At 71.4% G+C, this 24,594-nt stretch carries 24 protein-coding genes, 1 tRNA gene and 1 riboswitch; of the genes, 21 read left to right on the forward strand and 4 right to left on the reverse strand.

What is annotated here, in order from left to right; translation table 11 throughout:
• Positions 1 to 65 precede the first annotated feature (65 nt).
• Together ACIPSE_RS26755 and ACIPSE_RS26760 are read left to right on the forward strand one after the other, a co-directional pair.
• Positions 66 to 1,502, forward strand: coding sequence for an MFS transporter (locus tag ACIPSE_RS26755; RefSeq protein WP_401666832.1), 1,437 nt, complete (start codon positions 66 to 68; stop codon positions 1,500 to 1,502).
• Positions 1,503 to 1,543: 41 nt separating this feature from the next.
• A tRNA-Pro gene (locus tag ACIPSE_RS26760) sits at positions 1,544 to 1,617 on the forward strand.
• 85 nt (positions 1,618 to 1,702) lie between these two features.
• On the opposite strand, the gene ACIPSE_RS26765 is transcribed toward ACIPSE_RS26760, so the two are convergent.
• The 4 genes from ACIPSE_RS26765 to ACIPSE_RS26780 all read right to left on the reverse strand — a co-directional run bounded on the left by ACIPSE_RS26765 (position 1,703) and on the right by ACIPSE_RS26780 (position 6,402).
• The gene (locus ACIPSE_RS26765; protein WP_401666834.1) at positions 1,703 to 2,470 is read right to left on the reverse strand and encodes an NPP1 family protein; all 768 of its coding nucleotides are present in this window, start codon (positions 2,468 to 2,470) and stop codon (positions 1,703 to 1,705) included.
• Between the two features lie 51 nt (positions 2,471 to 2,521).
• Positions 2,522 to 3,643, reverse strand: a complete 1,122-nt coding sequence (locus tag ACIPSE_RS26770) for a glycoside hydrolase family 19 protein (protein WP_401666836.1) — start codon at positions 3,641 to 3,643, stop codon at positions 2,522 to 2,524.
• Positions 3,644 to 3,723: 80 nt separating this feature from the next.
• Positions 3,724 to 5,901 carry an RICIN domain-containing protein gene (locus ACIPSE_RS26775; RefSeq protein ID WP_401666838.1) on the reverse strand — a complete coding sequence of 726 codons (2,178 nt, stop codon included), beginning with the start codon at positions 5,899 to 5,901 and terminating at the stop codon, positions 3,724 to 3,726.
• A gap of 213 nt (positions 5,902 to 6,114) precedes the next feature.
• Entirely contained in the window at positions 6,115 to 6,402 is a 288-nt protein-coding gene (locus ACIPSE_RS26780; RefSeq protein WP_401666840.1) for a DUF1905 domain-containing protein, read from the reverse strand.
• A 171-nt stretch (positions 6,403 to 6,573) separates the two neighbouring features.
• On the opposite strand from ACIPSE_RS26780, the gene glnT reads away from it, so the two are divergent.
• The 19 genes from glnT to ACIPSE_RS26875 all read left to right on the forward strand — a co-directional run bounded on the left by glnT (position 6,574) and on the right by ACIPSE_RS26875 (position 24,568).
• Positions 6,574 to 7,881 carry a type III glutamate--ammonia ligase gene (glnT, locus tag ACIPSE_RS26785; protein ID WP_401666842.1) on the forward strand — a complete coding sequence of 436 codons (1,308 nt, stop codon included), beginning with the start codon at positions 6,574 to 6,576 and terminating at the stop codon, positions 7,879 to 7,881.
• A gap of 149 nt (positions 7,882 to 8,030) precedes the next feature.
• Entirely contained in the window at positions 8,031 to 8,888 is an 858-nt protein-coding gene (locus tag ACIPSE_RS26790) for a glutamine amidotransferase (RefSeq protein WP_401666847.1), read from the forward strand.
• Positions 8,876 to 9,550 (forward strand): glutamate synthase, encoded by a 675-nt coding sequence (locus tag ACIPSE_RS26795; RefSeq protein WP_401666850.1) that lies wholly within the window; start codon positions 8,876 to 8,878, stop codon positions 9,548 to 9,550. The genes ACIPSE_RS26790 and ACIPSE_RS26795 overlap by 13 nt, the downstream gene beginning before the upstream one ends.
• A gap of 15 nt (positions 9,551 to 9,565) precedes the next feature.
• Entirely contained in the window at positions 9,566 to 10,885 is a 1,320-nt protein-coding gene (locus tag ACIPSE_RS26800) for an FMN-binding glutamate synthase family protein (protein WP_401666852.1), read from the forward strand.
• Positions 10,882 to 11,976: an FAD-dependent oxidoreductase gene (locus ACIPSE_RS26805; RefSeq protein ID WP_401666855.1), complete on the forward strand. Its 1,095-nt coding sequence runs from the start codon at positions 10,882 to 10,884 to the stop codon at positions 11,974 to 11,976. Before ACIPSE_RS26800 ends, ACIPSE_RS26805 begins: the two co-directional genes overlap by 4 nt.
• Positions 11,977 to 11,985: 9 nt before the next feature.
• Positions 11,986 to 12,621, forward strand: a complete 636-nt coding sequence (locus ACIPSE_RS26810) for a helix-turn-helix domain-containing protein (protein WP_401666858.1) — start codon at positions 11,986 to 11,988, stop codon at positions 12,619 to 12,621.
• A 115-nt stretch (positions 12,622 to 12,736) separates the two neighbouring features.
• A complete protein-coding gene (locus ACIPSE_RS26815; protein WP_401666860.1) occupies positions 12,737 to 14,014 on the forward strand; it encodes an ammonium transporter in 1,278 nt (425 codons plus the stop codon).
• Positions 14,015 to 14,175: 161 nt separating this feature from the next.
• Complete coding sequence (locus ACIPSE_RS26820; protein ID WP_401666862.1) at positions 14,176 to 14,298, forward strand: putative leader peptide; 123 nt, start codon at positions 14,176 to 14,178, stop codon at positions 14,296 to 14,298.
• Between the two features lie 132 nt (positions 14,299 to 14,430).
• Positions 14,431 to 15,303, forward strand: coding sequence for a glutathione S-transferase C-terminal domain-containing protein (locus ACIPSE_RS26825; protein WP_401666864.1), 873 nt, complete (start codon positions 14,431 to 14,433; stop codon positions 15,301 to 15,303).
• A gap of 39 nt (positions 15,304 to 15,342) precedes the next feature.
• Positions 15,343 to 15,451, forward strand: a riboswitch (SAM riboswitch).
• 30 nt (positions 15,452 to 15,481) lie between these two features.
• Positions 15,482 to 15,631: a hypothetical protein gene (locus ACIPSE_RS26830; RefSeq protein WP_401666866.1), complete on the forward strand. Its 150-nt coding sequence runs from the start codon at positions 15,482 to 15,484 to the stop codon at positions 15,629 to 15,631.
• Positions 15,632 to 15,796: 165 nt separating this feature from the next.
• Positions 15,797 to 16,783, forward strand: coding sequence for an amino acid ABC transporter permease (locus tag ACIPSE_RS26835; protein WP_401666868.1), 987 nt, complete (start codon positions 15,797 to 15,799; stop codon positions 16,781 to 16,783).
• Positions 16,780 to 17,565 (forward strand): amino acid ABC transporter ATP-binding protein, encoded by a 786-nt coding sequence (locus tag ACIPSE_RS26840; protein WP_401666870.1) that lies wholly within the window; start codon positions 16,780 to 16,782, stop codon positions 17,563 to 17,565. Before ACIPSE_RS26835 ends, ACIPSE_RS26840 begins: the two co-directional genes overlap by 4 nt.
• 56 nt (positions 17,566 to 17,621) lie before the next feature.
• Complete coding sequence (locus ACIPSE_RS26845; RefSeq protein WP_401666872.1) at positions 17,622 to 18,641, forward strand: ABC transporter substrate-binding protein; 1,020 nt, start codon at positions 17,622 to 17,624, stop codon at positions 18,639 to 18,641.
• A 79-nt stretch (positions 18,642 to 18,720) separates the two neighbouring features.
• Positions 18,721 to 19,440: a GNAT family N-acetyltransferase gene (locus ACIPSE_RS26850; RefSeq protein WP_401666874.1), complete on the forward strand. Its 720-nt coding sequence runs from the start codon at positions 18,721 to 18,723 to the stop codon at positions 19,438 to 19,440.
• A 45-nt stretch (positions 19,441 to 19,485) separates the two neighbouring features.
• Positions 19,486 to 19,554 carry a putative leader peptide gene (locus tag ACIPSE_RS26855; RefSeq protein WP_401667269.1) on the forward strand — a complete coding sequence of 23 codons (69 nt, stop codon included), beginning with the start codon at positions 19,486 to 19,488 and terminating at the stop codon, positions 19,552 to 19,554.
• Between the two features lie 152 nt (positions 19,555 to 19,706).
• A complete protein-coding gene (locus tag ACIPSE_RS26860) occupies positions 19,707 to 20,891 on the forward strand; it encodes an LLM class flavin-dependent oxidoreductase (protein WP_401666877.1) in 1,185 nt (394 codons plus the stop codon).
• A 101-nt stretch (positions 20,892 to 20,992) separates the two neighbouring features.
• Positions 20,993 to 22,369, forward strand: a complete 1,377-nt coding sequence (locus ACIPSE_RS26865) for an NtaA/DmoA family FMN-dependent monooxygenase (protein WP_401666880.1) — start codon at positions 20,993 to 20,995, stop codon at positions 22,367 to 22,369.
• The gene (locus tag ACIPSE_RS26870; protein WP_401666882.1) at positions 22,366 to 23,439 is read left to right on the forward strand and encodes an LLM class flavin-dependent oxidoreductase; all 1,074 of its coding nucleotides are present in this window, start codon (positions 22,366 to 22,368) and stop codon (positions 23,437 to 23,439) included. Before ACIPSE_RS26865 ends, ACIPSE_RS26870 begins: the two co-directional genes overlap by 4 nt.
• On the forward strand, positions 23,432 to 24,568 hold the full coding sequence (locus ACIPSE_RS26875; protein ID WP_401666884.1) for an LLM class flavin-dependent oxidoreductase: 1,137 nt from the start codon (positions 23,432 to 23,434) through the stop codon (positions 24,566 to 24,568). The genes ACIPSE_RS26870 and ACIPSE_RS26875 overlap by 8 nt, the downstream gene beginning before the upstream one ends.
• Positions 24,569 to 24,594 lie beyond the last annotated feature (26 nt).

Genomic DNA, 24,594 nt, shown 5'->3' on the forward strand with positions numbered 1-24,594 from the left:
GTATGCCTCCACTTTATCAGTGGTGGGCTCATCCTGCCCTTTCTGCCTGTTCGGAGAGGCCCTCCATGCCCCGCACCTCCACCCGCCTCACCTTCGCGGTCCTCGCGACCGGTGCGGGCGTCTTCTCGATGCTCCAGTCGCTGATCGCGCCGGCCCTGCCGACCGTCCAGCAGGCGATGCACACCTCGCAGTCCACCGCGACCTGGGTGATGACCGCCTATCTGCTGTCCGCCTCGATCTTCACGCCGATCCTCGGCCGGGTCGGCGACCTCATCGGCAAGAAGCGCACCCTCGTCGCCGTCCTCGCCACCGTCGCCGTCGGCTGTCTGCTCGCCGCGCTCGCGCCCGGCATCGGCGTGCTGATCGCCGCCCGGGTCGTCCAGGGCGTCGGCGGCGCCCTCTTCCCGCTCTCCTTCGGGATCATCCGCGACGAGTTCGCCCCGGCGCGGGTCAGCGGCAGCATCGCCAACCTGTCCGCCGTCATCGCCGCGGGCGGCGGAGTCGGCATGGTCGCCGCCGGGCCGATCGTCTCCGCCCTCGACTACCGCTGGCTGTTCTGGATCCCGGTCGCCGTCGTCGTGGCCGCCACCCTGATCGCCGTACGGTACGTGCCCGAGTCGGCCAACCGGGCCGAGGGCGGCGTCAACTGGCTCGGGGCCGGGCTGCTGTCGGCGTGGCTGGTGGCACTGCTGCTGCCGCTCAGCCAGGCCGGACAGTGGGGCTGGGGATCGGCCCGGGTGCTCGGCCTGTTCGGCGCGGCCCTCGTGCTGTTCGCGCTCTGGCTGTCCGTCGAGGCCCGCTCCCGCACCCCGCTGATCGACCTGAAGGTGATGCGGCTGCCCGCCGTGTGGACCACCAACGCCGCCGCGCTGCTCTTCGGCGCGGGCATGTACGCGATCTGGTCCTTCCTGCCCGGCTTCGTGCAGACCCCGACCTCGGCCGGGTACGGCTTCGGCGCGAGCGTCACCGCGGCCGGACTGCTCATGCTGCCCATGCTGGTGGCGATGTTCCTCTCCGGTGTCCTCACCGGCCGCCTCGAACCGGTGCTCGGCGCCAAGCCGCTGCTCGTGACCGGCGCCGCACTCGGCGCGGTCGCCTGCGGGATCCTCGCCCTGTGGCACGACCGGCAGTGGCAGATCGGCCTGGTCGCGGGCGTCTTCGGCCTCGGGATCGGCCTCGCGTTCTCCTCGATGGCCAACCTCATCGTCGGCAGCGTCCCCGCCGACCGGACCGGCGCCGCGACCGGCATGAACGCCAACATCCGCACCATCGGCGGCTCCATCGGCGCCGCGGTCACCGGCGTCCTGGTCACCGGCCGGCTCCAGCCCACGGGCCTGCCGTACGAGTCGGGCTACACCCACGGCTTCACCCTGCTGGCGTTCCTCTGCCTGGCCGCCGCCCTCGCCGCCCTGCTCGTCCCGGTCCGCCGCACACCCCCGCTGCGCTCCGGCACCACCCGCCCCACCGGGACGCCGACTCCGGCACCCGTGCGCGTACGGTAGTGTTTACCTGCGCGTTCACGGTTCACCGCCGCCGGACGCGACGGGACGTGGCGCAGCTTGGTAGCGCACTTGACTGGGGGTCAAGGGGTCGCAGGTTCAAATCCTGTCGTCCCGACGGACACGAAAGGCCCTCGCGGGGATCACCCGCGAGGGCCTTCGTCATGAGCCGGTGCCGGTCGTGACGGCTCCGTTCCGACCGGTCACGCGTAAGGGTCGAACGCGATTCCCGACGGCTTGGTGGCGTTGAGGTGCCAGCCGAAGTCCGCGTCGTCGATCTTCAGGGTGGCCGAGCCGAAGTCGGCGTTGACCAGCTTGTCGCGGTAGCCGGCCGGGTAGCCGTTCCAGCCGACCAGGCGCGGGTAGAACCAGTTGCCGGTGGCGTTCTCCGCGGGCTCGTCGCCCGAGGTCGCGAAGCGGAAGCAGTGCGTGGAGACACCGTCCTTGTGGTAGACGATCTTGGGGTGGGTGCCGTCGAAGCGGATGCTCGACGCGGCGGCCGTCTGGTACCCGCTGTGCTGGGACACCGACACGTACTTGACCTGGTCGTCGGCGATCCACACCACGACGTGCTCCCAGTCGTGCCGGTGCCCGATGGCCGCGGGGCCGAGCGTGGCCTGGTCCTTCTCGAAGTAGCTGGCGTACATCACCGCGCACCAGCCGTTGTTGCACTTGGAGCGGGAGTAGGTGTTGGCGTTGGCGAGCTGGGCGTAGTCGTGGCAGTGGCCGTTGACGTCGCCGCCGAGCTTCAGACCGGGGTTGAGCGTGCCGTCGGCGCCGATCGCGGCCGTGGCGTAGCAGCCGTCGCCGTCGTAGTCGTAGGCGGGGGAGAACGTCTGGTCCAGGCCGTCCGCGTTCTGCGGGAGCAGTGTGAGGACACTGGCCTGGGCGGTGGCCGGTACCGCCACGACCAGGGCCAGCGCCCCGAACGCGCCCAGCAGTGCCTGGGCCAGGGGTCTCGACTTGCGCATCGGTGCTCCTAGTTCGGAGGGGCAGCAACAACAGCAGCAGCAACAGCAGCTTCAGCAGTACAGGTTGCCGCCGGGTGACACCCCGAGGATCGAGGCGAAACGGTTGTAGGCGTCGACACGGCTCTGGACCTGCGCCGGGTTCCTGCCGTCGCATTCGAGGGAGCCGTTGATGCTGCGGATCGTCTGACCGAAGCCGGCGCCGTTGACCATGGCGTTGTGCGGGGTCATGGTGCCCGGTCCGGACTGGGTGTTCCAGTACCACAGGCCGGTCTTCCAGGCGACGGCCGAGTCGTTCTGCACCAGCCAGGGGTTGTTGAGGAGGTCGATCCCCAACGCGTCTCCCGCCGCCTTGTAGTTGAAGTTCCACGAGAGCTGGATCGGACCGCGCCCGTAGTACGCCGCCTGGCCCGCCGGGCAGCCGTAGGACTGGTTCCAGTCGCAGTAGGTCGGGTAGTTGGCGGTGTTCTGCTCGACGATGTGGACGAGCCCGCCGGTCTCGTGGTTGACGTTGGCGAGGAAGGCGGCGGCCTCCTGCTTCTTCACCGTGTCGCTGCCGGTGTTGGCGAAGCCGGGGTAGGCGCTGAGCGCGGCGACCAGGCCGTTGTAGGTGTAGAAGGAGTTCCGGCCCGGGAACATCTGGTTGAACTGCGCCTCGGAGACCACGAATCCGGACGGTGTCGTGCCCCCGCCGCCCGCGGGCGCGTTCCACTTCTGGTTGGCGGCGCCGGTGCAGGTCCAGATCTGCAGCCGGGTGCCGTTGGCGCTCGTGTTGCCGCGCACGTCCAGGCACTTGTCGGCGGCCGGGTTGACGATGTCCTTCGCCGACGACACCACCCACTGCTGGTTGGAGCTGCCGGAGCAGTCCCACAGCTGCACGGCCGCGCCGTCGGCGGTGGAGCGGTCGACGACGTCGAGACACTTGCCGAGGGCGCGCAGGGTGCCGTCCCCGGGGTTGGACCAGATCTGGGCGCCGGTGCCGTTGCAGTCGTAGAGCTGTACGGCGGTCCCGTTGGCGCTGCTCGCGCCCGCCACGTCGACGCACTTGCCGGCGAGACCGGTGACCGAGCCGGAGGCGGCGCTCGCGGGGGACACCGTGAGCAGGGTGGTGAGGACGGCGCCGAGCACGGCGAGCACCGTGAGGCGGCCTCTGCGAAGGCACAGGGGGAGGGACATGGTGGGGCACGCTCCTTGGGGTGGGGGGTTCGCCAGTGAGCCGCCCCCTCGTGGTGAAGGGGGCGGCGCGGGGCGGGCTGTTACGGGTAGCTGGTCAGATTCGCCACGTTGGACGAGGAGTTGGACGGACCGCCGGTGCCGTTGACGACGTGCCGGATGGTGCCCGTGCCGCCGAGGGAGACCGTCACCATGCTCTGGAAACGCACCCCGGAGGTGTTCGGCGCCTCGATGGCCCGCTCGGCGGCGACCCCCGGGTTGACGTTGAAGTAGCAGTAACTGCCCAGCCCGTAGGCCTGATGACTGGTCACCGAATCGGCCACCTTGTAGGCGGCGTAGCCCTGCGTGGAGCCGTTCATCCAGGCCGCCTGGTTCGGCGGGTCGTAGGGTATCTCGTTCTGGTAGAAGTACGTCCGGCCGCCGTTGCCGTTCCAGATCGTCTGGTACTTCTGGTAGTGCTCGACGAACAGGCCGTACATCGTCACGTCGTCACCGTTGACGATCAGCCCGGTGTCGGCCGTGTTGGAGGTCCAGCCCACACCGCTGCCGTGGTCGGCCCGCCAGATCCAGGTGTGGTCCCCGATGACGTTGTCGCTGTTGACGACGAGGCTGGTGGTCGCCTTGCCGACGGCGGCGCCGCCGACGCGGAAGTAGACGTCGTGCAGGGAGGTCGGGTCGGCCGCGTGGGAGGCGGAGGAGCCGGCCGGCCCGACCTCCAGCAGGGAGGGCGAGGTGGTGGTGCCCGCGTCGAACAGGACACCCGCGATGCGGACTCCGTCGACGTCGGCCACTTTCATCGCGGTGACGCCGTTGTCCGGGATGAACGAGGCGAGGCCGAGGCCGAGGACCACCGTGTCGGCACGGTTCACCTGGAGGGTCTGGCTGAGGTGGTAGACACCCGGGGTGACCAGGAGGTTCTTGCCCGCCGCCAGGGCAGCGTTGATGTCGGCGGCGCTCGCCCCGGACTTCACCACGTAGAAGGAGTCCAGCGACAGGGAACTGCCGGCGGCGGTGCCGCCCGCCCAGCTCGTCCCCGTCGAGTTGCTGCGCGGCGACGGCACGAAGACCCGGTAGGCGCCGTTCTCGTCGACGTACAGGAACGGCTTCTCTCGGGTGACCGGGGACTGCGCGACCGTCGTGTACGGCGGGTTCGGGAAGCTGGTGGCGGGGACGCCCTGGCTGCCCACGAAGACCATGTTCCAGTTGGAACCGGTCCAGCTGCCGACCTGCGAGTTGCGGGTCAGCCACTGCTGCTGGCTACCGGAGTTGACCTGCCCGTCGACCTTGGAGTCGGCCAGCAGACCGCCGCTGGACCAGCCGTTGTCGTCGAGGGCGAGATTGCCGCGCAGATGCATCCGCCGGTAGGAGGCCGCCTGCGAGACCGCCCAACGGTCGCCGCCACCCGCCGGGTTGACGGAGAGGTTCTCGGCGCCGCGCCAGAAGTTCTGGGTGGCGTTGCCCTGGAACCAGTCCGCCTCCGCGTGCACCGCCCCGTTGATCGTCACCGCGTCCGGTGACAGGCCCAGGCCCGCGACCTGCGTGTAGAAGCCGACATTGACGTCCGCGTTGTAGGCGCCCGGCTTGAACAGGACGGCGTAGCGCTGGGAGCCGAACTGGTTGGTCTCCTGCTGGGAGAAGATCGAGTTCAGCCGGCTCTGGATCGTCGAGGACGCCATCGACGGGTCGAACACGACCACGTTGGAGCCCAGGTCCGGGTTGGCCGTCGACGGGGTCACGGGGACCACCTGGAAGCGCTGGGCGGCGCTGCCGTTGCAGGCGTACTGCACGAACTGCACGCTGTCCGCGGTCGAGGCGGCCGGGTCGTCCAGGCACTTGCCGCTGTTGCGGTTGACGAAGTGGTAGGCGCCGCCGCCCTCGTGGACCGGCAGCCACTGCTGGTTGGTGCCGCCGCCGTAACTCCACAGATGGACGGCCGCGTTGTCGGCGGTGGAGACGTTCGAGACGTCGACGACCTGGTTGGTGTCGTTGCCGTTGTTGATCCGGACGTAGCCGTCCGAGGTGCTCGTGAAGCTCCACCGCTGGGCGGTCGTGCCGTTGCAGGAGTACTGCTGGACGGCGGTGCCGTTGGCGGTGGCCGCCGAGCGGGCGTCGAGACATCTGCCGCTCGCGGCGTTCATGACGGTGGAGAGTCCGGTGGGCAGCGCCGCGGCCGCGGGGGTGGGGGTGACGGCCACCAGAGACGCGGCGGCGACGGTGGCCAGCGCGGCGAGCGGGACGACGGGGGACAAGGGTCTGCGCATGGGGATGGAGGTGCCCTTCGTGGGGGGTGTACGGCCGTGTCGAGTGCCTCGGCGAGTGCCTGTCGGGTGCCTTCGACGCGTGAAGGGTGAGCGGGTCGCACGGTGTCTGACTGACCCGTGAACCTAAAGGTATGGACCATTTACGTCAAGGGGTGAAGTAAGTCTTGAGGTAAGTGAATTGAAGGAGCCGGACCGGTCCGGGGCGGTCGGGGGTCAGATCAGGACGGTGATCCGCACGGACACGTCGTCGCCGGCCGTGATGCCCTGCGGCCTGCGCACGGCGGCCTTCAGGGGCAGCAGATAGCGGCCGTCCTTGGGGAACAGCGAGGTCGTGAACTCCGTCCCGCCGATCAGGGCCTCGACCGGGATGACACCCCAGCCGTACGTGGCCATCGCCGCGACCTGCCGGATGTCGGCGGACTCCTCGTCGGGCACGGGCAGGAAGTAGAACGGCGCCGGGCCGCGCCACTCGATCACCTGTCCGCTGAAGGCGAGTTGCACGGGGCCGTTCCTCCCGGTCGGGGGCCTCAGTCTAGGCGGGCCCTCGCGGGACCGGGGAGGCGTGGTGGCTTACAGGGACCTTCCCGCGCGGAAATCCCGCCGTAACGGAGCGACTGTCTACTGATGTGCAACGATGATTCATGTCAGTGGACAGTGCTCTTGGGAGGCCCTGTGACGACCGACCTGGCCCGACTGGTCCGGGACGACGGCATCGACTTCGTCCTCGCCGTCTTCGTCGACCTGACCGGCAAGCCCTGCGCCAAGCTCGTCCCGGCCCAGGCCGTCGAGGAACTGCGCGACGAGGGCGTCGGGTTCGCCGGGTACGCCGCCGGAGCCCTCGGGCAGCGGCCCAGCGACCCGGACGTCGTCGCCCGCCCGGACGCCGCCTCGTACACGCCGATCCCGTTCGTGAAACCGGGACTCGCCCTCGTCCACTGCGACCCCCATGTGGAGGGGAGGCCGTGGCCGTACGCACCGCGGGTCATCCTGCGGACGCTGCTGGAACGGGCCGCCGCCCGGGGCCTGTCGCTGGCGGTCGGCGCCGAGGTCGAGTACTTCCTCGTGAACCGCGACGAACACGGTGTCCTCAGCGTCGCCGACGCGAAGGACACCGCACCCCAACCCTGTTACGACGCGCGCGGGTTGACCCGGATGTACGACCACCTCACCGCCGTCTCCAGCGCCATGAACAGCCTCGGCTGGGGCAACTACGCCAACGACCACGAGGACGGCAACGGCCAGTTCGAGCAGAACTTCCGGTACGCCGACGCCCTCACCACCGCCGACCGGGTCATCACCACCCGGTACCTGGTGTCGGTGCTGGCCGAACAGCGAGGCATGACCGCCACGTTCATGCCGAAGCCGTTCACCGACCGCACCGGCACCGGCATGCACCTGCACCTGTCGCTGTGGCGGGACACCGAGCCCGCCTTCCCGTCCGGCGACGACCCGCGCGGCCTCGGACTCTCGCCGCTCGCCTACTCCTTCGTCGCCGGGATCATCGAGCACGCGCGGGCCCTTCAGGCCGTCATCGCGCCCACCGTCAACTCCTACAAGCGCACCGGCGCCGTCTCCACCCGCTCCGGCGCCACCTGGTCGCCCCGGGTCGCGGGCTACGGCGGCAACGACCGCACCCACTTCGTGCGCGTCCCCGACGGCAACCGCGTCGAACTGCGCGGCGGGGACGGCGCCGCCAACCCCTACCTCGCCGCCGCTGCCGCCCTCGCCGCCGGGCTCGACGGCATCGAACGCGGCCTCGACCCGGGCGAACCCGGCGCCGCCGGCAAGGGTCCGGAGCTGCCGCCCACCCTGCTGCACGCCGTCGAGGCGCTCCAGGCCGACGAGGTCGTCAGCGGGACCCTCGACGCCGCCGGGCCCGGGGTGAGCCGGTACTTCGCCGACCTCAAGCGCGAGGAGTTCTTCGACTGGCACTCCACGGTCGGGGCGTGGGAGCTCGACCGCTATCTCACCGCCTTCTGAACCGCTCTGTCTCCGACGGACCGCTCTGGTTCCAACGGACCGCTCTGTCTCCGACAGGCCGTTCTGCCTCCGACGGACCGTTCTGGTTCCGGTGAACCGAGCTGTCTCCGACAAACCGACCTGTTTCCGATTCCCGAAGGAGAGTTGGCATGTGCGGAATCGTGGGGCTCCATCTGCGGGAGCCCTCGCTGGAGCCGCGGCTCGGCGAACTGCTCAGCGCGATGCTGGGGCAGGTCGTCGAACGCGGCCCCGACTCGGCCGGGGTCGCGGTCTACGGCGACCCCCGGCTGTCCCCGCCGGGGCGGACCGTCGTGTCCGTGCTGGGCACGTCGGCCGCCGAGGTCGCCGAGGCGCTGCCCGGCGTGACCGCGATCGACGCCGACGCCACGACCGTGGTGCACGCCGAGGCGGCGGAGGTGATCCGTGCCCTGCCCGGCGCCCGGGTCATCGGCTCGGGCGAGGGGTTCGCCGTGCTCAAGGGCACCGGGAACCCGGTCGCGCTCGCCGAGTCGTTCGGGCTGGCCCGGGTGCGGGGCTGGCAGGGTGTCGGCCACACCCGGATGGCCACCGAGTCGGCCGTCACCCCCGAGGGCGCCCACCCCTTCTCGGTCGGGCCGGGGCAGTGCCTGGTGCACAACGGCTCCTTCGCCAACCACGCCACCGTTCGCCGCGAACTGCGCGCCCAGGGAGTGGAGTTCGACAGCGAGAACGACTCCGAGGTCGGCGCCCGCTTCGTCGCCCACCAGCTCGCGCGGGGCGCCGACCCGGAGAAGGCGCTGAGGCTGCTGTGCGAGCGGTTCGACGGCTTCTACACGCTCCTGGTGTCCACCGGCGACTCCTTCGCCGTCGTCCGGGACGCCATCGCCTGCAAGCCGGCCCTCGTCGCCGAGACGCCCCAGTGGGTGGCCATGGCCTCCGAGTACCGGGCCCTGGACGTCCTGCCGGGCATCGAGCACGCCCGCATCTTCGAACCCGAGCCGGAAGAGGTCTACGTATGGCGACGCTGATCGACCTGGCGCGGACGCCGGTCCGCGAGCTCAACAAGGCGCTGCACGAACCGGATTCGGCGGTGTACCGGGTCCTCAACCCCCGCGGCGCCCACGCCGTCGCCGTCGGCGTCCGGGAGAACCTCACCGTCGACGTCGAGGGGCACGTCGGCTACTACTGCGCGGGCATGAACCAGCACGCCACCGTCACCGTCCACGGCAACGCGGGCACCGGCGTCGCCGAGAACATGATGTCCGGGACGGTCCGGGTGCGCGGAAGCGCCTCGCAGTCGGCCGGGGCGACCGCCCACGGCGGGCTGCTCGTCATCGACGGCGACGCGTCCGCGCGGTGCGGGATCTCCATGAAGGGCGTGGACATCGTCGTCGGCGGCGACGTCGGCCACATGAGCGCCTTCATGGGACAGGCCGGACGCCTCGTGGTGTGCGGCGACGCGGGCGACGCGCTCGGCGACTCGCTGTACGAGGCACGCCTCTACGTCCGCGGCACCGTCAAGTCGCTCGGCGCGGACTGCGTCGAGAAGGAGATGCGGGACGAACACCTGGCGGAACTGGCCGAGTTGCTGAAGGCGGCGGAGCGGGACGAGGACCCGGCCGGCTTCCGCCGGTACGGCTCGGCGAGGGAGCTCTACCACTTCAAGGTCGACAACACCACCGCGTACTGAGGGAGTTCGACACCCATGGAACCCGCATCCCACGGTCTGCGCGAGTCCGCGACCTACGACCGCGCCACCATCCACGCCATCCAGCGCGCCGCCGAGACCGGCGTCTACGACATCCGCGGCTGGGGCGCCAAGCGCAGGCTGCCGCACTTCGACGACCTGCTGCTGCTCGGCGCCTCCATGTCCCGCTATCCACTGGAGGGTTACCGCGAGCGCTGCGACACCGAGGTGGTCCTGGGCACCCGGCACGCGAAGAACCCGCTGCGGCTCGCCACGCCCGTCACGATCGCCGGGATGAGTTTCGGGGCGCTGTCCGCCCAGGCCAAGGAGGCCCTCGGCCGGGGTGCCAGCCAGGTCGGCACCTCCACCACCACCGGCGACGGCGGGATGACCCCCGAGGAGCGCGGCCACTCCCGGCACCTCGTCTACCAGTACCTGCCGTCCCGTTACGGCATGAACCCCGACGACCTGCGCGCCGCCGACGCCATCGAGGTCGTCCTCGGGCAGGGCGCCAAACCCGGCGGCGGAGGCATGCTGCTGGGGCAGAAGGTCACCGAACGGGTCGCCGGCATGCGGACGCTGCCCGTCGGCGTCGACCAGCGCAGCGCCTGCCGGCACCCCGACTGGACCGGCCCCGACGACCTCGCCATCAAGATCCTGGAGCTCCGCGAGATCACCGACTGGGAGAAGCCCGTCTATGTGAAGGTCGGCGCGACCCGCACGTACTACGACGTGAAGCTCGCCGTGCACGCGGGCGCCGACGTCGTGGTCGTCGACGGCATGCAGGGCGGCACGGCCGCCACCCAGGACGTGTTCATCGAGCACGTCGGCATCCCCACCCTCGCCGCCCTGCCGCAGGCCGTGCGCGCCCTCCAGGACCTGGGCGTGCACCGGGAGGTCCAGCTCGTCGTCTCCGGCGGCATCCGGGGCGGCGCCGACATGGCCAAGGCGCTGGCGCTGGGCGCGGACGCGGTCGCGATCGGCACCGCCGCGCTCATCGCGCTCGGCGACAACCACCCCCGCCACGACGCCGAGTACCGTGCGCTGGGCTCGGCCGCCGGCTACTTCGACGACTACCAGGACGGCCGCGACCCCGCCGGGATCTCCACCCAGGATCCGGAACTCGCCGCCCGGCTGGACCCCGTCGAGGGCGGGCGGCGGCTGGCCAACTTCCTGCGCGTGATGACGATGGAGGCGCAGACCCTCGCCCGCGCCTGTGGCAAGGCCCACCTGCTGCATCTCGAGCCCGAGGACCTGGTGGCGCTTACGATCGAGTCCGCCGCCATGGCCCGCGTCCCGCTCGCGGGCACGAACTGGATCCCTGGGGAGGCACTGTGATCGCCGTCGTGGGCGCCGGACTGATGGGCGCCGCCACCGCCTGGCAGCTGGCCCGGCAGGGCCATGAGGTCACGCTCGTCGAGGCGTACGACATCGGCCACAAGCGAGGCAGCTCGCACGGAAGTTCCCGCATCTTCCGCCGGGCCTACGAGGACGAGCTGTACGTCCGGCTCACCGGCGAGGCCCACGAGCAGTGGCGCGAGCTGGAGCACGACAGCTCGACCCCCCTGCTGCGCACCACAGGCGGCCTCGACCTGGGGGAGGGGCGCGACCCGGAGGCGCTGGCGGGTCTGCTGGCGCGGGCCGGGGTGCCGTACGAACTGCTCGGTGCCGAGGCCGCGGCCGAGCGCTGGCCCGGCATCCGGTTCCACGGGCAGGTGCTGCACCACCCCGACGCCGGCGTGGTGGACCCCGACGAGACCGTCGCCGCCTGTGTGCGCCGGGCGATCGAGCACGGCGCGGACGCGGTCCTCGGCGTCCGGGTCGAGGGCGTGGAGGTCCTCGGGGACGGGCGGGCCCGGCTGCGGTTCGGCGGGAGCCGTGCGCCGCTGGTCGCCGACGCGGTCGTCCTCGCCGCCGGGGCGTGGCTGCCGGAGTTCGAACTGCCTTTCAAGCTGCCGGAGTTGAAGGTCACCCAGCAGCAGGTGTTCCACTTCCGCCAGCGCGACCCGGGCGCGCGGTGGCCGACCCTGGTCTCCAAGGACCCGTCGATGATGGTCTACGGCCTGCCGTCCGGCGGTGACGGCGGTCCCGCGCCCGCGATGAAGATCGCCGAGCACGACCGGGGCACCCCCACCACGGCCCGCGCCCGCAGCGGGGTCGTCGACCCCGCATCCCGCGCCCGCGTCAGCGATTTCGTCCGCGCGACGCTGCCCGGCCTCGACCCCGTCCCGGTCGCCGAGGCGACCTGCCTCTACACCAGCACCGAGAAGGAGGACTTCGTCCTCGACCGGGAGGGGCCGTTCGTCGTCGTCTCCGCGTGCTCGGGTCACGGCGCCAAGTTCGCCCCGCTGATCGGGGCCATGGCGGCGGATCTGGCGACCGGCCGCGCCGAGGCCCACCCCCGCTTCCGGCTGGGAGGCGCGGGCTAGGATGCGCCGGTGAGCGAGCATCCCGTGGGCGGCGAGGACTTCGACGACGACACCGGCGACGTCGACGACAAGGCGCTGGAGCGCATCATCGCCGTCCGGGTCCGCGAGTACCGGCAGGCGGCCGGCGCCTCCGTCGGCGAGATGGCGCAGCGCGTCGGCATCTCCAAGGCCATGCTCTCGAAGATCGAGAACGCCCAGACCGCGTGCAGCCTCACCACGCTCTCCCGGCTCGCGCGCGGTCTCGACGTGCCCGTCACGGCGCTGTTCCGCGGCCTGGACGACGAACGCGAGGCGGTGTTCGTGCCGGCCGGGCACGGCGCCCGGATCGTCCGCCGCGGCACCCGCGTCGGCCACGAGTACGCGCAGCTCGGCTCCCTGCGCGGCACCCACAAGCGGATGGACGCCCTGCTCGTCACCCTGACCGAGCGCAGCGAGGTGTTCCCGCTGTTCCAGCACGCGGGCACCGAACTCCTCTACATGCTCGAAGGCGTCATGGTCTACGGCCACGGCAAGTCCAGCTACACCCTGAACCCGGGCGACGCCCTCCAGTTCGACGGGGAGGCCCCGCACGGCCCCGAGCGGCTGGTCGAACTCCCCATCCGCTTCCTCACGGTGACGGCCTTCGGCGACAGCCCGCACCACTGAACTCCCCTGCCGAAACCCGGCTTTAATCAGCCATGGAGCTGTCCCGTAACGCACGTTAGGTCTACTGCGGTGAAACATCGTTCACCTCGGTTCGACCTCATCGCGGAGCGTGCGTATGGACACCGGAAGTACCGCCTGGATGCTCGCGAGCACGGCACTCGTCTGTCTGATGGTGCCGGGACTCGCCCTCTTCTACGGCGGCATGGTCGCCGCCAAGAGCGTCCTCAACATGATCATGATGACGTTCGGCGCCGTGGCCCTGGTCGGCTGCATCTGGGTCGTCTACGGCTACTCGGCCGCCTTCGGCGACTCGATCGGCGGCGCCGGCCTCCTCGGCGACGTCACCGAGTACCTCGGCCTGAAGGGAGTCATCGCCGACGACCCGAAGGCCGTCATCCCGCTCTCCGTCTTCGCCGCCTTCCAGGCCCTGTTCGCGGCGCTGACCGCCGCCCTGATCTGCGGGGCCATCTCGGACCGCATCAAGTTCGGCGCGTGGATGGCGTTCACCGGGATCTGGGTGACCCTCGTCTATCTCCCCGTCGCCCACTGGGTGTTCGCCTTCGACGGGGACGACGTCGTCGGCGGCTGGATCGTCAACCGGCTCGGTGCCGTCGACTTCGCGGGCGGCACGGCCGTCCACATCAACTCCGGCGCGGCGGCCCTCGCGATGATCCTCGTCCTCGGCAAGCGGATCGGCTGGCAGGAGAACAAGGAGCGCCCGCACAACCTGCCGCTCGTCATGCTCGGCGCGGGCCTGCTCTGGTTCGGCTGGTTCGGCTTCAACGGCGGCTCCGCGCTCACCTCCTCCAACGCCGCCTCCGTCGTCGTCCTCAACACCCTCGCCGCCACCTGTTCCGCGATGCTCGGCTGGCTCGTCGTCGAGAAGGTGCGCGACGGCCACTCCACCAGCCTCGGTGCCGCCTCCGGCGCCATCGCCGGACTCGTCGCCATCACCCCGTCCTGCGGCGCCGTCTCGCCGCTGGGCGCGCTGCTGCTCGGCGCGATCGGCGGCGCGGTCTGCGCCCTCGCCGTCGGCCTGAAGTACCGGTTCGGCTACGACGACTCGCTCGACGTCGTCGGCATCCACCTCGTCGGCGGTCTCACCGGCACCCTCCTCGTCGGGCTGCTCGCCACCGCCGACGCCCCCAACGGCGTCGACGGCCTCCTGTACGGCGGTGGCCTGGGCCTGCTCGGGAAGCAGGCGGTCGGCGCCTTCGCCGTCCTCGCCTACTCCTTCGCCGTGACCTGGGTCATCGCCCAGGTCCTCGACAGGACGATCGGCCTCCGGGTGCGCCCCGAGGTCGAGCGGGAGGGCGTCGACGTGCACCTGCACAAGGAGAGCGCCTACGACCTCGCCCACGCCCCCGCCGGGGTCGCGGAGCCCGCCGTCTGACGTGGCCGGCCCCTCTTCCCGGACGTCCGCACGGCCCTCTTCCCGGGGGCGTGCGGACGTCCGGCTGTGGACGGCCGTACTCAGTGGGTGGACGCCCTCTTGACGTGCGCACGGGCCCGATCGACACTCCATAGGGAATCCTAGTGAACAGGTAGGGAAACATGGGGCGCCTTGAACCGGCTGTCGGCCGAGTGAGCCGTACGTGCGGACGGTCGCCCCTTCTCACCTCCCGCCGCCACATCGACCTGCAGCGCGTCTGCAGCGCGATCGGCGTGCGCGGCTGAACCTGCCGCCCGTTCCCCGGTCACCCCCGCCGTTCGGCACCTGAGCCGCTTTCGGCCCTGGGGCACCTCCTGTCCGGCCCGACGTCGCTACCGCCGCGCGTACGTCCGCGCGCCCACCTCCGGAGAAGACCCATGTCCGTCACACCGCTCGCCCCTGCCTCCACGACGCAGCCCGCCGGGCCCGCGTTCCGGGGCCGGATCGGCCGGGACGCCCGCAGCGGGCACTACGCCGTGCCGCGCCGCTACCGGCTCCATCTGACCCCCGCCTGTGCCGACGGGCTGCGCATCGCCGTCGTGCACCACCTCCTCGACCTGGCCGACGACTGTCCCGTGACGTACCTCGACGCCGTCCCCGACTGTCCCGACGGGGGGCACTCGGCGCTGCGCCCGCTGTACGAGGCGAGCGCCCACCGGTACAAGGGCGCCGCCGTCGGGCCGGTGCTCAGCGACGCCTGGTCGGGGCGGATCGTCAGCACCCACGCCCCGGACATCACCCGCGACCTGGCCCGGCACTTCGGCGCCGGACGGGCGGCCCTGTACCCGTGCGGCTCGGAGTCGGAGACCGAGGCCGTCGAGCGGCTGTGCGCGCACGGCATCGAACAGGCCGCCCAGGACGCCGGATCGGCGGCGCACGGCGACACCGCCGCCCTCGACCGGCTGCTGGAGACCCTGGGGTCGCTGGAGCGATGGCTCCTCGGCCGGGAGTACCTGATCCGGGATCAGATCACCGCCGCCGACGTCGAGTTGTGGGCCACGCTCGTCCAGCTCGACACCGTGCACCGCCACCACCTCGACGCCTCCGCCGTGCAGCGCATCGCCGACCACCCCGAACTGTGGTCCTACGCCCGCCGCCTGGCCGCCCACCCGGCGTTCGGCTCCCACCTCGACCTCGACGGCATCGCCCGCCGTCACCACGCCCACTGCCGGGGCCTCGAGGCCGCCGGATCGGCCGTGCAGATCCTCGACTGGGCCGCGCACACCGCCCACGTGGTGGAACGGCGTTGACATCCGTTCGGGCGCGTGTCTTTACTTACGCCCCAGAACGGTCATGAGTGTCAGCGACAAGCCCTGGCTAGCTGACCGGCAACCCTCGCTCCGCGGTGGGGTGCCCCAGGTGACGACCGGACCGACGACATATCGGTAAGCGCGAGGGCCCGACGGGCCGGAAGACACGGTGACGGACATGTACGCAGCCCCCAGGACGGCCCCGCGCCGCTCCGACGGCTGCGTACGGCCGTACGTGGACCTGCTCGTCGCCGACCGGGCCGTCGATCTGCTCCGCGTGAACAGCGCACTGTGTACCGCACCGGGCCGCGCCCGCTGTCGGGGCTGACCTCTCCACCTCCTCAGCCCCGCCCCGAAGACGAACACCGCCCTAGCGGTGTGCCGTTGTCCGCCAAGCCCCGGTGCCCGTGCGTCCTCGCGTGTCATGCCTCCACCGGCATGACGTGCCTCGTTCGCCGTACCCGGGGAATCCGACTTCCGCCGGAGCCCTTCCATGAGCGAACCCCCAGGCGCCGCCGTGTCCCTCACCGAGGCACCGCCGACCGCCGCCGACGCCCCGTCACCACCCCTGGCCGCACAGCGAGTTCTGCCCCTGCGCCGCCCCGGCCGGTGGATCGCCACCGCCGTCGTCCTGGTCCTCGCGGCCCAGTTCGTGCACGGACTGGTCTCCAACCCCTTCTACCAGTGGGACAGGTTCGGCTACTGGTTCCTGCGGCCGACGATCCTCGACGGACTGCTCATCACGCTCGAAGTCACCGCCTACAGCGCGGTGCTCGGTCTCCTCGGCGGCATCCTGCTCGCGCTGGGCCGGCTCTCGAAGAGCCCCGTGCTGCGGGCGGTCAGCTGGATCTACGTCTGGACGTTCCGCTCCATCCCGCTGATCGTCATCCTGCTCTTCCTCTACAACTTCAGCGCCCTGTACCAGACGCTCAGCGTGGGTGTCCCCTTCGGGCCGGCCTTCTTCACCTTCGACGAGTCCCGGCTCGCCACCGACATCGTCGTCGCCGTCGTCGGACTGAGCCTGAACCAGGCGGCGTACGCGGCCGAGGCGGTCCGCGGCGGCATCCTCTCCGTCGACCAGGGCCAGCACGAGGCCGCCGCCGCACTCGGACTCCCCAAGGGCTACCAGTTCCGCAAGGTCGTCTTCCCGCAGGCCCTGCGCTCCATCACGCCCAACTACGTCAACCAGCTCATCGACCTGGTCAAGGCCACCTCACTGGTGTTCTACGTGTCCCTGCTCGACCTGTTCGGCGCCGCCCAGACCATGGGCGCCACCTACCCCGGCGACATCGTGCCGCTCCTGCTCGTCGTCACCGTCTGGTACCTGATCCTCACCACGGTCGTCTCCGTCGTCCAGTTCTACGTCGAGCGGTACTTCGCCCGGGGCGCCACCCGCACCCTGCCGCCGACCCCGCTGCAGAAGCTGCGCACCGCGGTGAGCGACCTGCGTGCCCGTGTCCGCAAGGAGGCCGCCCTGTGACCGCCGAGACCCTCCAGATCGTGCCCGCCGCCGTCGAGGTCCACGACGTGCACAAGTGGTACGGCTCCCACCGGGTCCTGGACGGTGTCGACCTGACCGTCCGGGCCGGCGAGGTCACCGTCATCCTCGGCCCCTCCGGTTCCGGCAAGTCCACCCTGCTCCGGGTCGTCAACCACCTGGAGAAGCCCGAGATCGGGTACGTCAGCGTCAACGGCGAGCTGATCGGCGTACGCAAACAGGGCGACCACCTCAAGGAACTCAGCGAGCGGGCCATCCTCGCCCAGCGCGGCAACATCGGCTTCGTCTTCCAGAACTTCAATCTCTTCCCGCACCTGACCGTGCTGGAGAACGTCGCCGCGGCACCGGTGGCGACCGGCAAGCTCGACCGGGACGAGGCCCATCGGCTCGCCCGTGAACTCCTGGACCGGGTCGGCCTCGCCGACAAGGAGACCGCCTACCCGCGCCAGCTCTCCGGCGGACAGCAGCAGCGCGTCGCCATCGCCCGCGCCCTGGCGCTGCGGCCCGGCGTCATCCTCTTCGACGAGCCCACCTCCGCCCTGGACCCGGAACTCGTGGGTGAAGTCCTCGCCGTCATCAAGGACTTGGCGAAGAGTGGCACCACCCTCGTCATCGTCACCCACGAGATCGGGTTCGCCCGCGAGATCGCCGACCGGGTCGTCTTCATCGACGGCGGAAAGATCGTCGAACAGGGCCCGCCCGCCGAGGTGCTGGACAGGCCGCAGCACGAACGGACCCGGGACTTCCTCAGCAAGGTCCTCTGAACACCCCCTTCCTTCCCGTCTCTTTCCTCCTCTCCCGTCACACGACAAGGACAGCCATGCCCACGCACCTGACCCGACGCAGCCTGATACGCGGCATCACCGCGGCGACCGCCGTCGCCACCCTCGCCACCGGGCTCGCCGCCTGCGGGGGCGAGAGCGACGCCGCCACCACCACCGACACCGCCGGCTCGGTCACCGTGGGGCGACTGTCCAACGGTGCCGCCACCGAGACCGAGCTCAAGGTCGCCGAGGTCAAGTCGATCAGCGCCCTGCTGCCGGACGACGTCAAGAAGAGCGGCACGCTCGTCATCGGCTCCGGCACCCTGCCCTCCGGCAGCCCGCCGCTCGGCTTCATCGGCAGCGACCAGAAGACCCTCACCGGCTCCGAGATCGACCTCGGCAGACTCGTCGCCGCCGTCCTCGGCCTCAAGCCCGAGGTACGGCGCTCCACTTGGGAGAACCTCTTCATCGGCCTCGACAGCGGCAAGGTGAACGTGGCCTTCTCCAACGTCACCGACACCGAGGAGCGCAAGCAGAAGTACGAGTTCGCCTCCTACCGCAGGGACGACCTCGCCTTCGAGGTGAAGAAGGACGACACCTGGGACTTCGACGGCGACTACGAGACGCTCGCCGGCAAGACGGTCTCCGTCGGCAACGGCACCAACCAGGAGAAGCTCCTCCTGGAGTGGAAGGCCAAGCTGGAGAAGGAGGGCAAGGACCTCACCGTCAAGTACTTCCAGGAGACCAACAGCCTCTATCTGGCCCTCAACAGCGGCAAGATCGACGCCTACCTCGGCCCGAGCCCCAACCTCGCCTACCACGCCGCGAAGACCGCGAACACGCCCCAGGCGACCCGGATCGCCGGCCAGTACTCCGGCGCGGGCGAGTCCCTCCAGGGACTGATCGCCGCCACCGCGAAGAAGGACAGCGGCCTCGCCGAGCCGCTCGCCGCGGCCATCAACCACCTCATCGACAACGGCCAGTACGCCAAGTGGCTCAAGGCCTGGAACCTCTCCGGCGAGGCGGTCGAGAAGTCCGAGGTCAACCCGCCCGGCCTGCCGCTCACCAACTCCTGAGCAGCGAACCGTCACCGACGCCGCGACAGCCGCGGACGTCTCCCGGCCGAACCCGACCGCTCCCACCCGAAAGGCCGTCGTGGCCCACCAGATCGACCTCGGCTCCCGCCTGCTGGACAACCCCGTGTGGGCCGCGCTCGACGGCCCGCACGCCGGGTTCGCCGAACGGGTGGGCCGGGCGGCGCGCTACCCGGCGGACGTGTACGCGTTCGCCGCGCTCGCCGACCCGGCCGACCCGGCGGCCTGGGCCGACCTGCACACCCTCGCCGGACCGTCGGCGACCGTACGGGTCAAGGGAGTCGAGGCCGTACCCGAAGGATGGGACGTCACCGGCGGCGGCCGGGGCGTGCAGCTCGTCGACACCGGGCTGCGCGCCGAGCCCGCCCCGGAGGCCGTACGGCTCGGCGCGGGCGACGTACCGGAGATCCTGGACCTCGTCGCCCGCACCCGGCCCGGACCCTTCCTGGCCCGCACCGTCCACCTCGGCACCTACCTCGGCATCCGGCACCGGGGCAAGCTGATCGCGCTCGCCGGGGAGCGGCTGCGGCTGCCCGGCTGGACCGAGATCAGCGCCGTCTGCACCGACCCGGCCCACCGCGGCCGGGGCCTCGGCACCCGGCTGGTGCGCGCGGTCGCCGCCGGTATCAGGGAGCGCGGCGAGACCCCGTTCCTGCACGCCGCCGCCGACAACGCGACCGCGATCCGGCTCTACGAGTCGATCGGCTTCACCCCGCGCCGCCGCACGACCATCCTCCAGGTGCGCACACCCGGAACAGACGCCGGACCCGTGGCGTTGTGAGTCACGACGAGGCGTGCGCCACGGAGCGAGGGAGGCGGGGACGGCATGTGCACTCCCTTCCTGCGGCTGCACATCGACCTCCAGCGTGTCGCCGGCGCCCTCTGTCGCCGCTGACCGGACGTCCCCGACCCGCCCCGCGCGGCCCGTCGTCGCTGCCCCCTCGCCTCTGATCAGTCACTCCGCCGCACCCCGCCACCGCGCCGCCGCACCCCGCGAGCACGGTGCCGGACGGCGATCTCGTACGGAACTCCAGGAAGGCACCCCTCGTGTCCCCTTCTTCCCCGCTGCACCTCGCCGTCGCGCTCGACGGCACCGGCTGGCACCCGGCGTCCTGGCGCGAGCCGGTCGCCCGCCCCAACGACCTGTTCACCGCCGCCTACTGGGCCGACCAGGTCGCCGAGGCCGAGCGCGGTCTGCTCGACTTCGTGACCTTCGAGGACGGCCTCGGCCTCCAGTCCTCCCGTCCCTTCGCGCTCGACGGCCGCACCGACCAGGTCCGCGGACGCCTCGACGCCGTGCTCCTCGCCGCCCGCATCGCCCCGCTGACCCGGCACATCGGCCTGGTCCCGACGGGCGTCGTCACGCACACCGAGCCCTTCCACCTGTCGAAGGCGATCGCCACCCTCGACTACGTCAGCACCGGCCGCGCCGGAGTCCGGGCCCAGATCACCGCCCGCCCGAACGAGGCCGACCACTTCGGCCGCCGCACCATCCCGGTCATCGAGGACTACGACGGCCCGGAGGTCGCCGACCTGTTCGACGAGGCCGCCGACTACGTCGAGGCCGTCCGCCGCCTCTGGGACAGCTGGGAGGACGACGCGGAGATCCGCGACACCGCCACCGGCCGCTTCATCGACCGCGACAAACTGCACTACATCGACTTCCAGGGCAGCCGGTTCAGCGTCAAGGGCCCCTCCATCACCCCGCGCCCGCCGCAGGGCCAGCCCCTCGTCACGGCCCTCGCCCACCAGACCGTCCCCTACCGGCTGGTGGCCCGCCAGGCCGACGTCGGCTTCGTCACCCCGCGCGACGCCGAGCACGCCCGCGCGATCGTCGCGGAGATCCGCGCCGAGCAGGAGAGCGCCGGCCGCGCCGGACAGCCCCTGCACGTCTTCGGCGACCTCGTCGTCCACCTCGACGGCGACCCGGCCGCGGCCACGGCCCGCCGCGACCGCCTCGACGACCTGGCCGGCGAGCCGTACGAGAGCGACGCCCGCATCTTCGCCGGAAGCCCCGCCCAACTGAGCGACCTGCTACAGGAGTTGCAGGAGGCCGGACTGTCCGGCTTCCGGCTGAGGCCCGCCGTCCTCGGCCACGACCTCCCCGCGATCACCCGCGGCCTGGTCCCCGAACTCCAGCGCCGCGACGCCTTCCGCACCGCCTACGAGGCCGACACCCTGCGCGGCCTGCTCGGCCTGGCCCGCCCCGCCAACCGCTACGCCGCCGCCTGAGCCGTCGACCCGCGACAGCCGGCCGCAAGCAGCGAGCCGCCAGTCGACAGCCGTCAGTCGACAGCCGTCAGCCGTCAGCCGGAAGGAAGAACCGAACAGCCATGACCAAGCCGCTGAAGCAGATCCATCTCGCCGCCCACTTCCCGGGCGTCAACAACACCACCGTGTGGGGCGACCCCGCCTCCGGCAGCCACATCGAGTTCAGCTCCTTCGCCCACTTCGCGCGCACCGCCGAACGCGCCAAGTTCGACTTCCTGTTCCTCGCCGAAGGACTCAGGCTGCGCGAACAGGGCGGCAAGATATACGACCTGGACGTCGTCGGACGCCCCGACACCTTCACGATCCTCTCCGCGCTCGCCGCCGTCACCGAACACCTCGGCCTGACCGGCACCATCAACTCCACCTTCAACGAGCCCTACGAGGTGGCCCGCCAGTTCGCCAGCCTCGACCACCTCTCCGGCGGGCGCTCCGCCTGGAACGTCGTCACCTCCTGGGACGCCTTCACCGGCGAGAACTTCCGCCGCGGCGGCTTCCTCCCGCAGGACGAGCGGTACTCCCGCGCCAAGGAGTTCCTCGCCACCACCCACGAACTCTTCGACTCCTGGCGCGGCGACGAGATCGTGGCCGACCAGGAGGCGGGCGTCTTCCTCCGCGACGCCCAGGCCGGCGCCTTCGTCCACCAGGGCCACCACTTCGACATCCACGGCCAGTTCAACGTCCCGCGCTCCCCGCAGGGCCGCCCCGTCGTCTTCCAGGCCGGGGACTCCGAGGAGGGCCGCGAGTTCGCCGCCTCCCAGGCGGACGCCATCTTCAGCCGGTACGCCGCTCTCAAGGAGGGCCAGGCGTTCTACACCGACGTCAAGAACCGCCTCGCCAAGTACGGCCGGGGCCGCGACGAACTGCTCATCCTGCCCGCCGCCTCCTTCGCGCTCGCCGACACCGACGCCGAGGCCGAGGAACTCGCGCGCGAGGTGCGCCGCCAGCAGGTCAGCGGGGCCACCGCCCTCAAGCACCTGGAGTTCGTGTGGAACCGTGACCTGTCCTCCTACGACCCGGACGGCCCCCTGCCGGAGATCGATCCGGACGTCAGCGAGAACCACATCTCCAAGGGCCGCGCCCAGGTCCGCATGTACCGCGACCCGCTCGCCACCGCCCGCGAGTGGCGCGAACGGGCCGCCGCCCACAACTGGTCCATCCGCGACCTCGTCATCAACACCGGCAACCGCCAGACCTTCGTCGGCTCGCCCGAGACGATCGCCACCACCATCGACGCGTACGTCCAGGCCGACGCGAGCGACGGCTTCATCCTCGTCCCGCACATCACCCCGACCGGCCTCGACGCCTTCGCCGACAAGGTCGTCCCCCTGCTCCAGGAACGCGGTGTCTTCCGCACCGAGTACGAGGGCACCACCCTGCGCGACCACCTCGGCCTCGCCCACCCCGACGACGAGGCGCGCACCGCCCGGGCGGCATCGTGAAGTTCCTCGCGATCACGCTGATCGTGCACCGGCCCGACCCGGTCACCGGCGTGCTGAAGTCCACGCACGAACGGTTCCGCGAGGTCCTCGGCAACGCCGTGCTGGCCGAGGAGCTGGGCTTCGACGGGTTCGGCGTGGGGGAGCGCCACGAGCGGCCGTTCATCTCCTCCTCGCCGACCGTCGTCCTCAGCCATGTCGCCGCCCTGACCCGGCGCATCCGTCTGTTCACCGCCGTCACCACGCTCAGCCTGCTCGACCCGGTGCGCGCCTACGAGGACTACGCCACCCTCGACCACCTCTCCGGGGGCCGCCTCGACCTCATCATCGGCAAGGGCAACGGCGCCGCCCAGCGCGAGCTGTTCCACGTCACGTCCGAGGACCAGTGGGACCGCAACGCCGAGAGCTACGAGGTGTTCCGGCGGCTCTGGCGCCAGGACAAGGTGACCGCCGAGACCCGCTTCCGGCCGCCGCTGAAGGAGGCCGAGGTCTGGCCGCGCCCCTACCAGCGGCCCGTCCGGGTCTGGCACGGCAGCGCCACCAGCAAGGAGTCCGTGGACCTCGCGGCACGCTACGGCGACCCGCTGTTCTCCGCGAACGTCACCCATCCCATCGAGCCGTACGCCGAGTTGATCCGCCACTACCGGGAGCGCTGGGAGCACTACGGCCACGACCCGGCGGACATCGCGGTCGGCGCCGGTTCGGCCGGGCTGCTGGTGACCCGCACCTCCCAGGAGGCGCTCGACGTCTACCGGCCGCTCTTCGAGGCCAACCTGGCCTTCGCCCGGAAGACGGGCCTGCCCGTCGTGTTCGAGACGCTGGAGGACTTCGTCGACCGCAGCTCCGCGCTGATCGGCAGCCCGCGCCAGATCATCGACAAAGTGCACCGCTACCACGAGCGGTTCGGGCACACGGTGCTCCATCTGCACGCCGACGCGAGCGGGCTGACGGATGCTCAGCACCGGGACTCGCTGGAGCTGTTCCAGTCCGAGGTCGCCCCCGTGCTGCGGCGCGACATCCCGGACCCGCCGTTCCCGTGGGAACCCGCGGGGCTGGAGTCCGCCCATGCCTGAGATCCCCCTCGGCGTCCTGGACCTGGTCCCCGTCACGACCGGCTCCACCGCCGCCGACGCCCTGCGCAACTCCATCGACCTCGCCCGGCAGGCCGAGCGGATCGGCTACACCCGCCACTGGTTCGCCGAGCACCACCTCAACCCCGGCGTCGCGGGCACGTCCCCGGCCGTCCTGCTCGCCCTGACGGCCGCCGCGACTTCCACGATCCGGCTCGGCTCCGGCGCCGTCCAGCTCGGCCACCGCACCGCGCTCAGCACCGTCGAGGAGTTCGGCCTGGTCGACGCCCTGCACCCGGGCCGCCTCGACCTGGGCCTGGGCCGCTCCGGGGGACGCCCGCCGGGACGGCCGACCGAGACCCCGGCCCCGGCCGGCCGCGCCCCGAACGGCCTGGTCGTCCCGCCCCGCTTCTCCTTCGAACGCCTCCTCGGCTCACCCCGGATCGCCCTCCAGCGCAAGCTGCTCCTGCTGCCGGGCGCCGAGTCGCAGGAGTACGCCGAGCAGATCGACGACCTGCTCGCCCTGCTGGCCGGTACCTACCGCACCCCGGAGGGCGTCGAGGCCCATGTCGTGCCGGGCGAGGGCGCCGACGTCGAGGTGTGGATCCTCGGCAGCAGCGGGGGCGTCAGCGCCGAGGTCGCGGGCGAGCGCGGTCTGCGCTTCGCGGCGAACTACCACGTCAGCCCGGCCACCGTCCTGGAGGCCGTGGACGGCTACCGCTCCTTCTTCCAGCCGTCCGAGGTCCTCGACAGGCCCTACGTCAGTGTCTCCGCCGACGTGGTGGTCGCCGAGGACGACGCCACCGCGCGTGAACTGGCCACCGGGTACGGCCCGTGGGTGCGCAGCATCCGCACCGCCGAGGGCGCCATCGCGTTCCCGACCCCGGACGAGGCGCGCGCTCTGGCATGGACCGACGAGGACCGGGAGCTGGTGCGGGACCGCGTGGACACCCAGTTCGTCGGCTCCCCGGCCACCGTGGCCGACCGCCTCGAACAGCTCCAGCAGGCCACCGAGGCCGACGAGTTGCTCCTCACGACCATCACCCACGACCACGCCGACCGGGTCCGTTCCTACGAACTGCTCGCCGCCGAATGGCGCCGCCGGGGTCACCTCACGCGGCCGTCGCGATGACGGGGGCGGACCGTCCGCCGGCGGGA

Origin of the sequence: Streptomyces sp. NPDC090106, assembly GCF_044747265.1 — a bacterium.
Classification (GTDB): Bacteria; Actinomycetota; Actinomycetes; order Streptomycetales; family Streptomycetaceae; genus Streptomyces.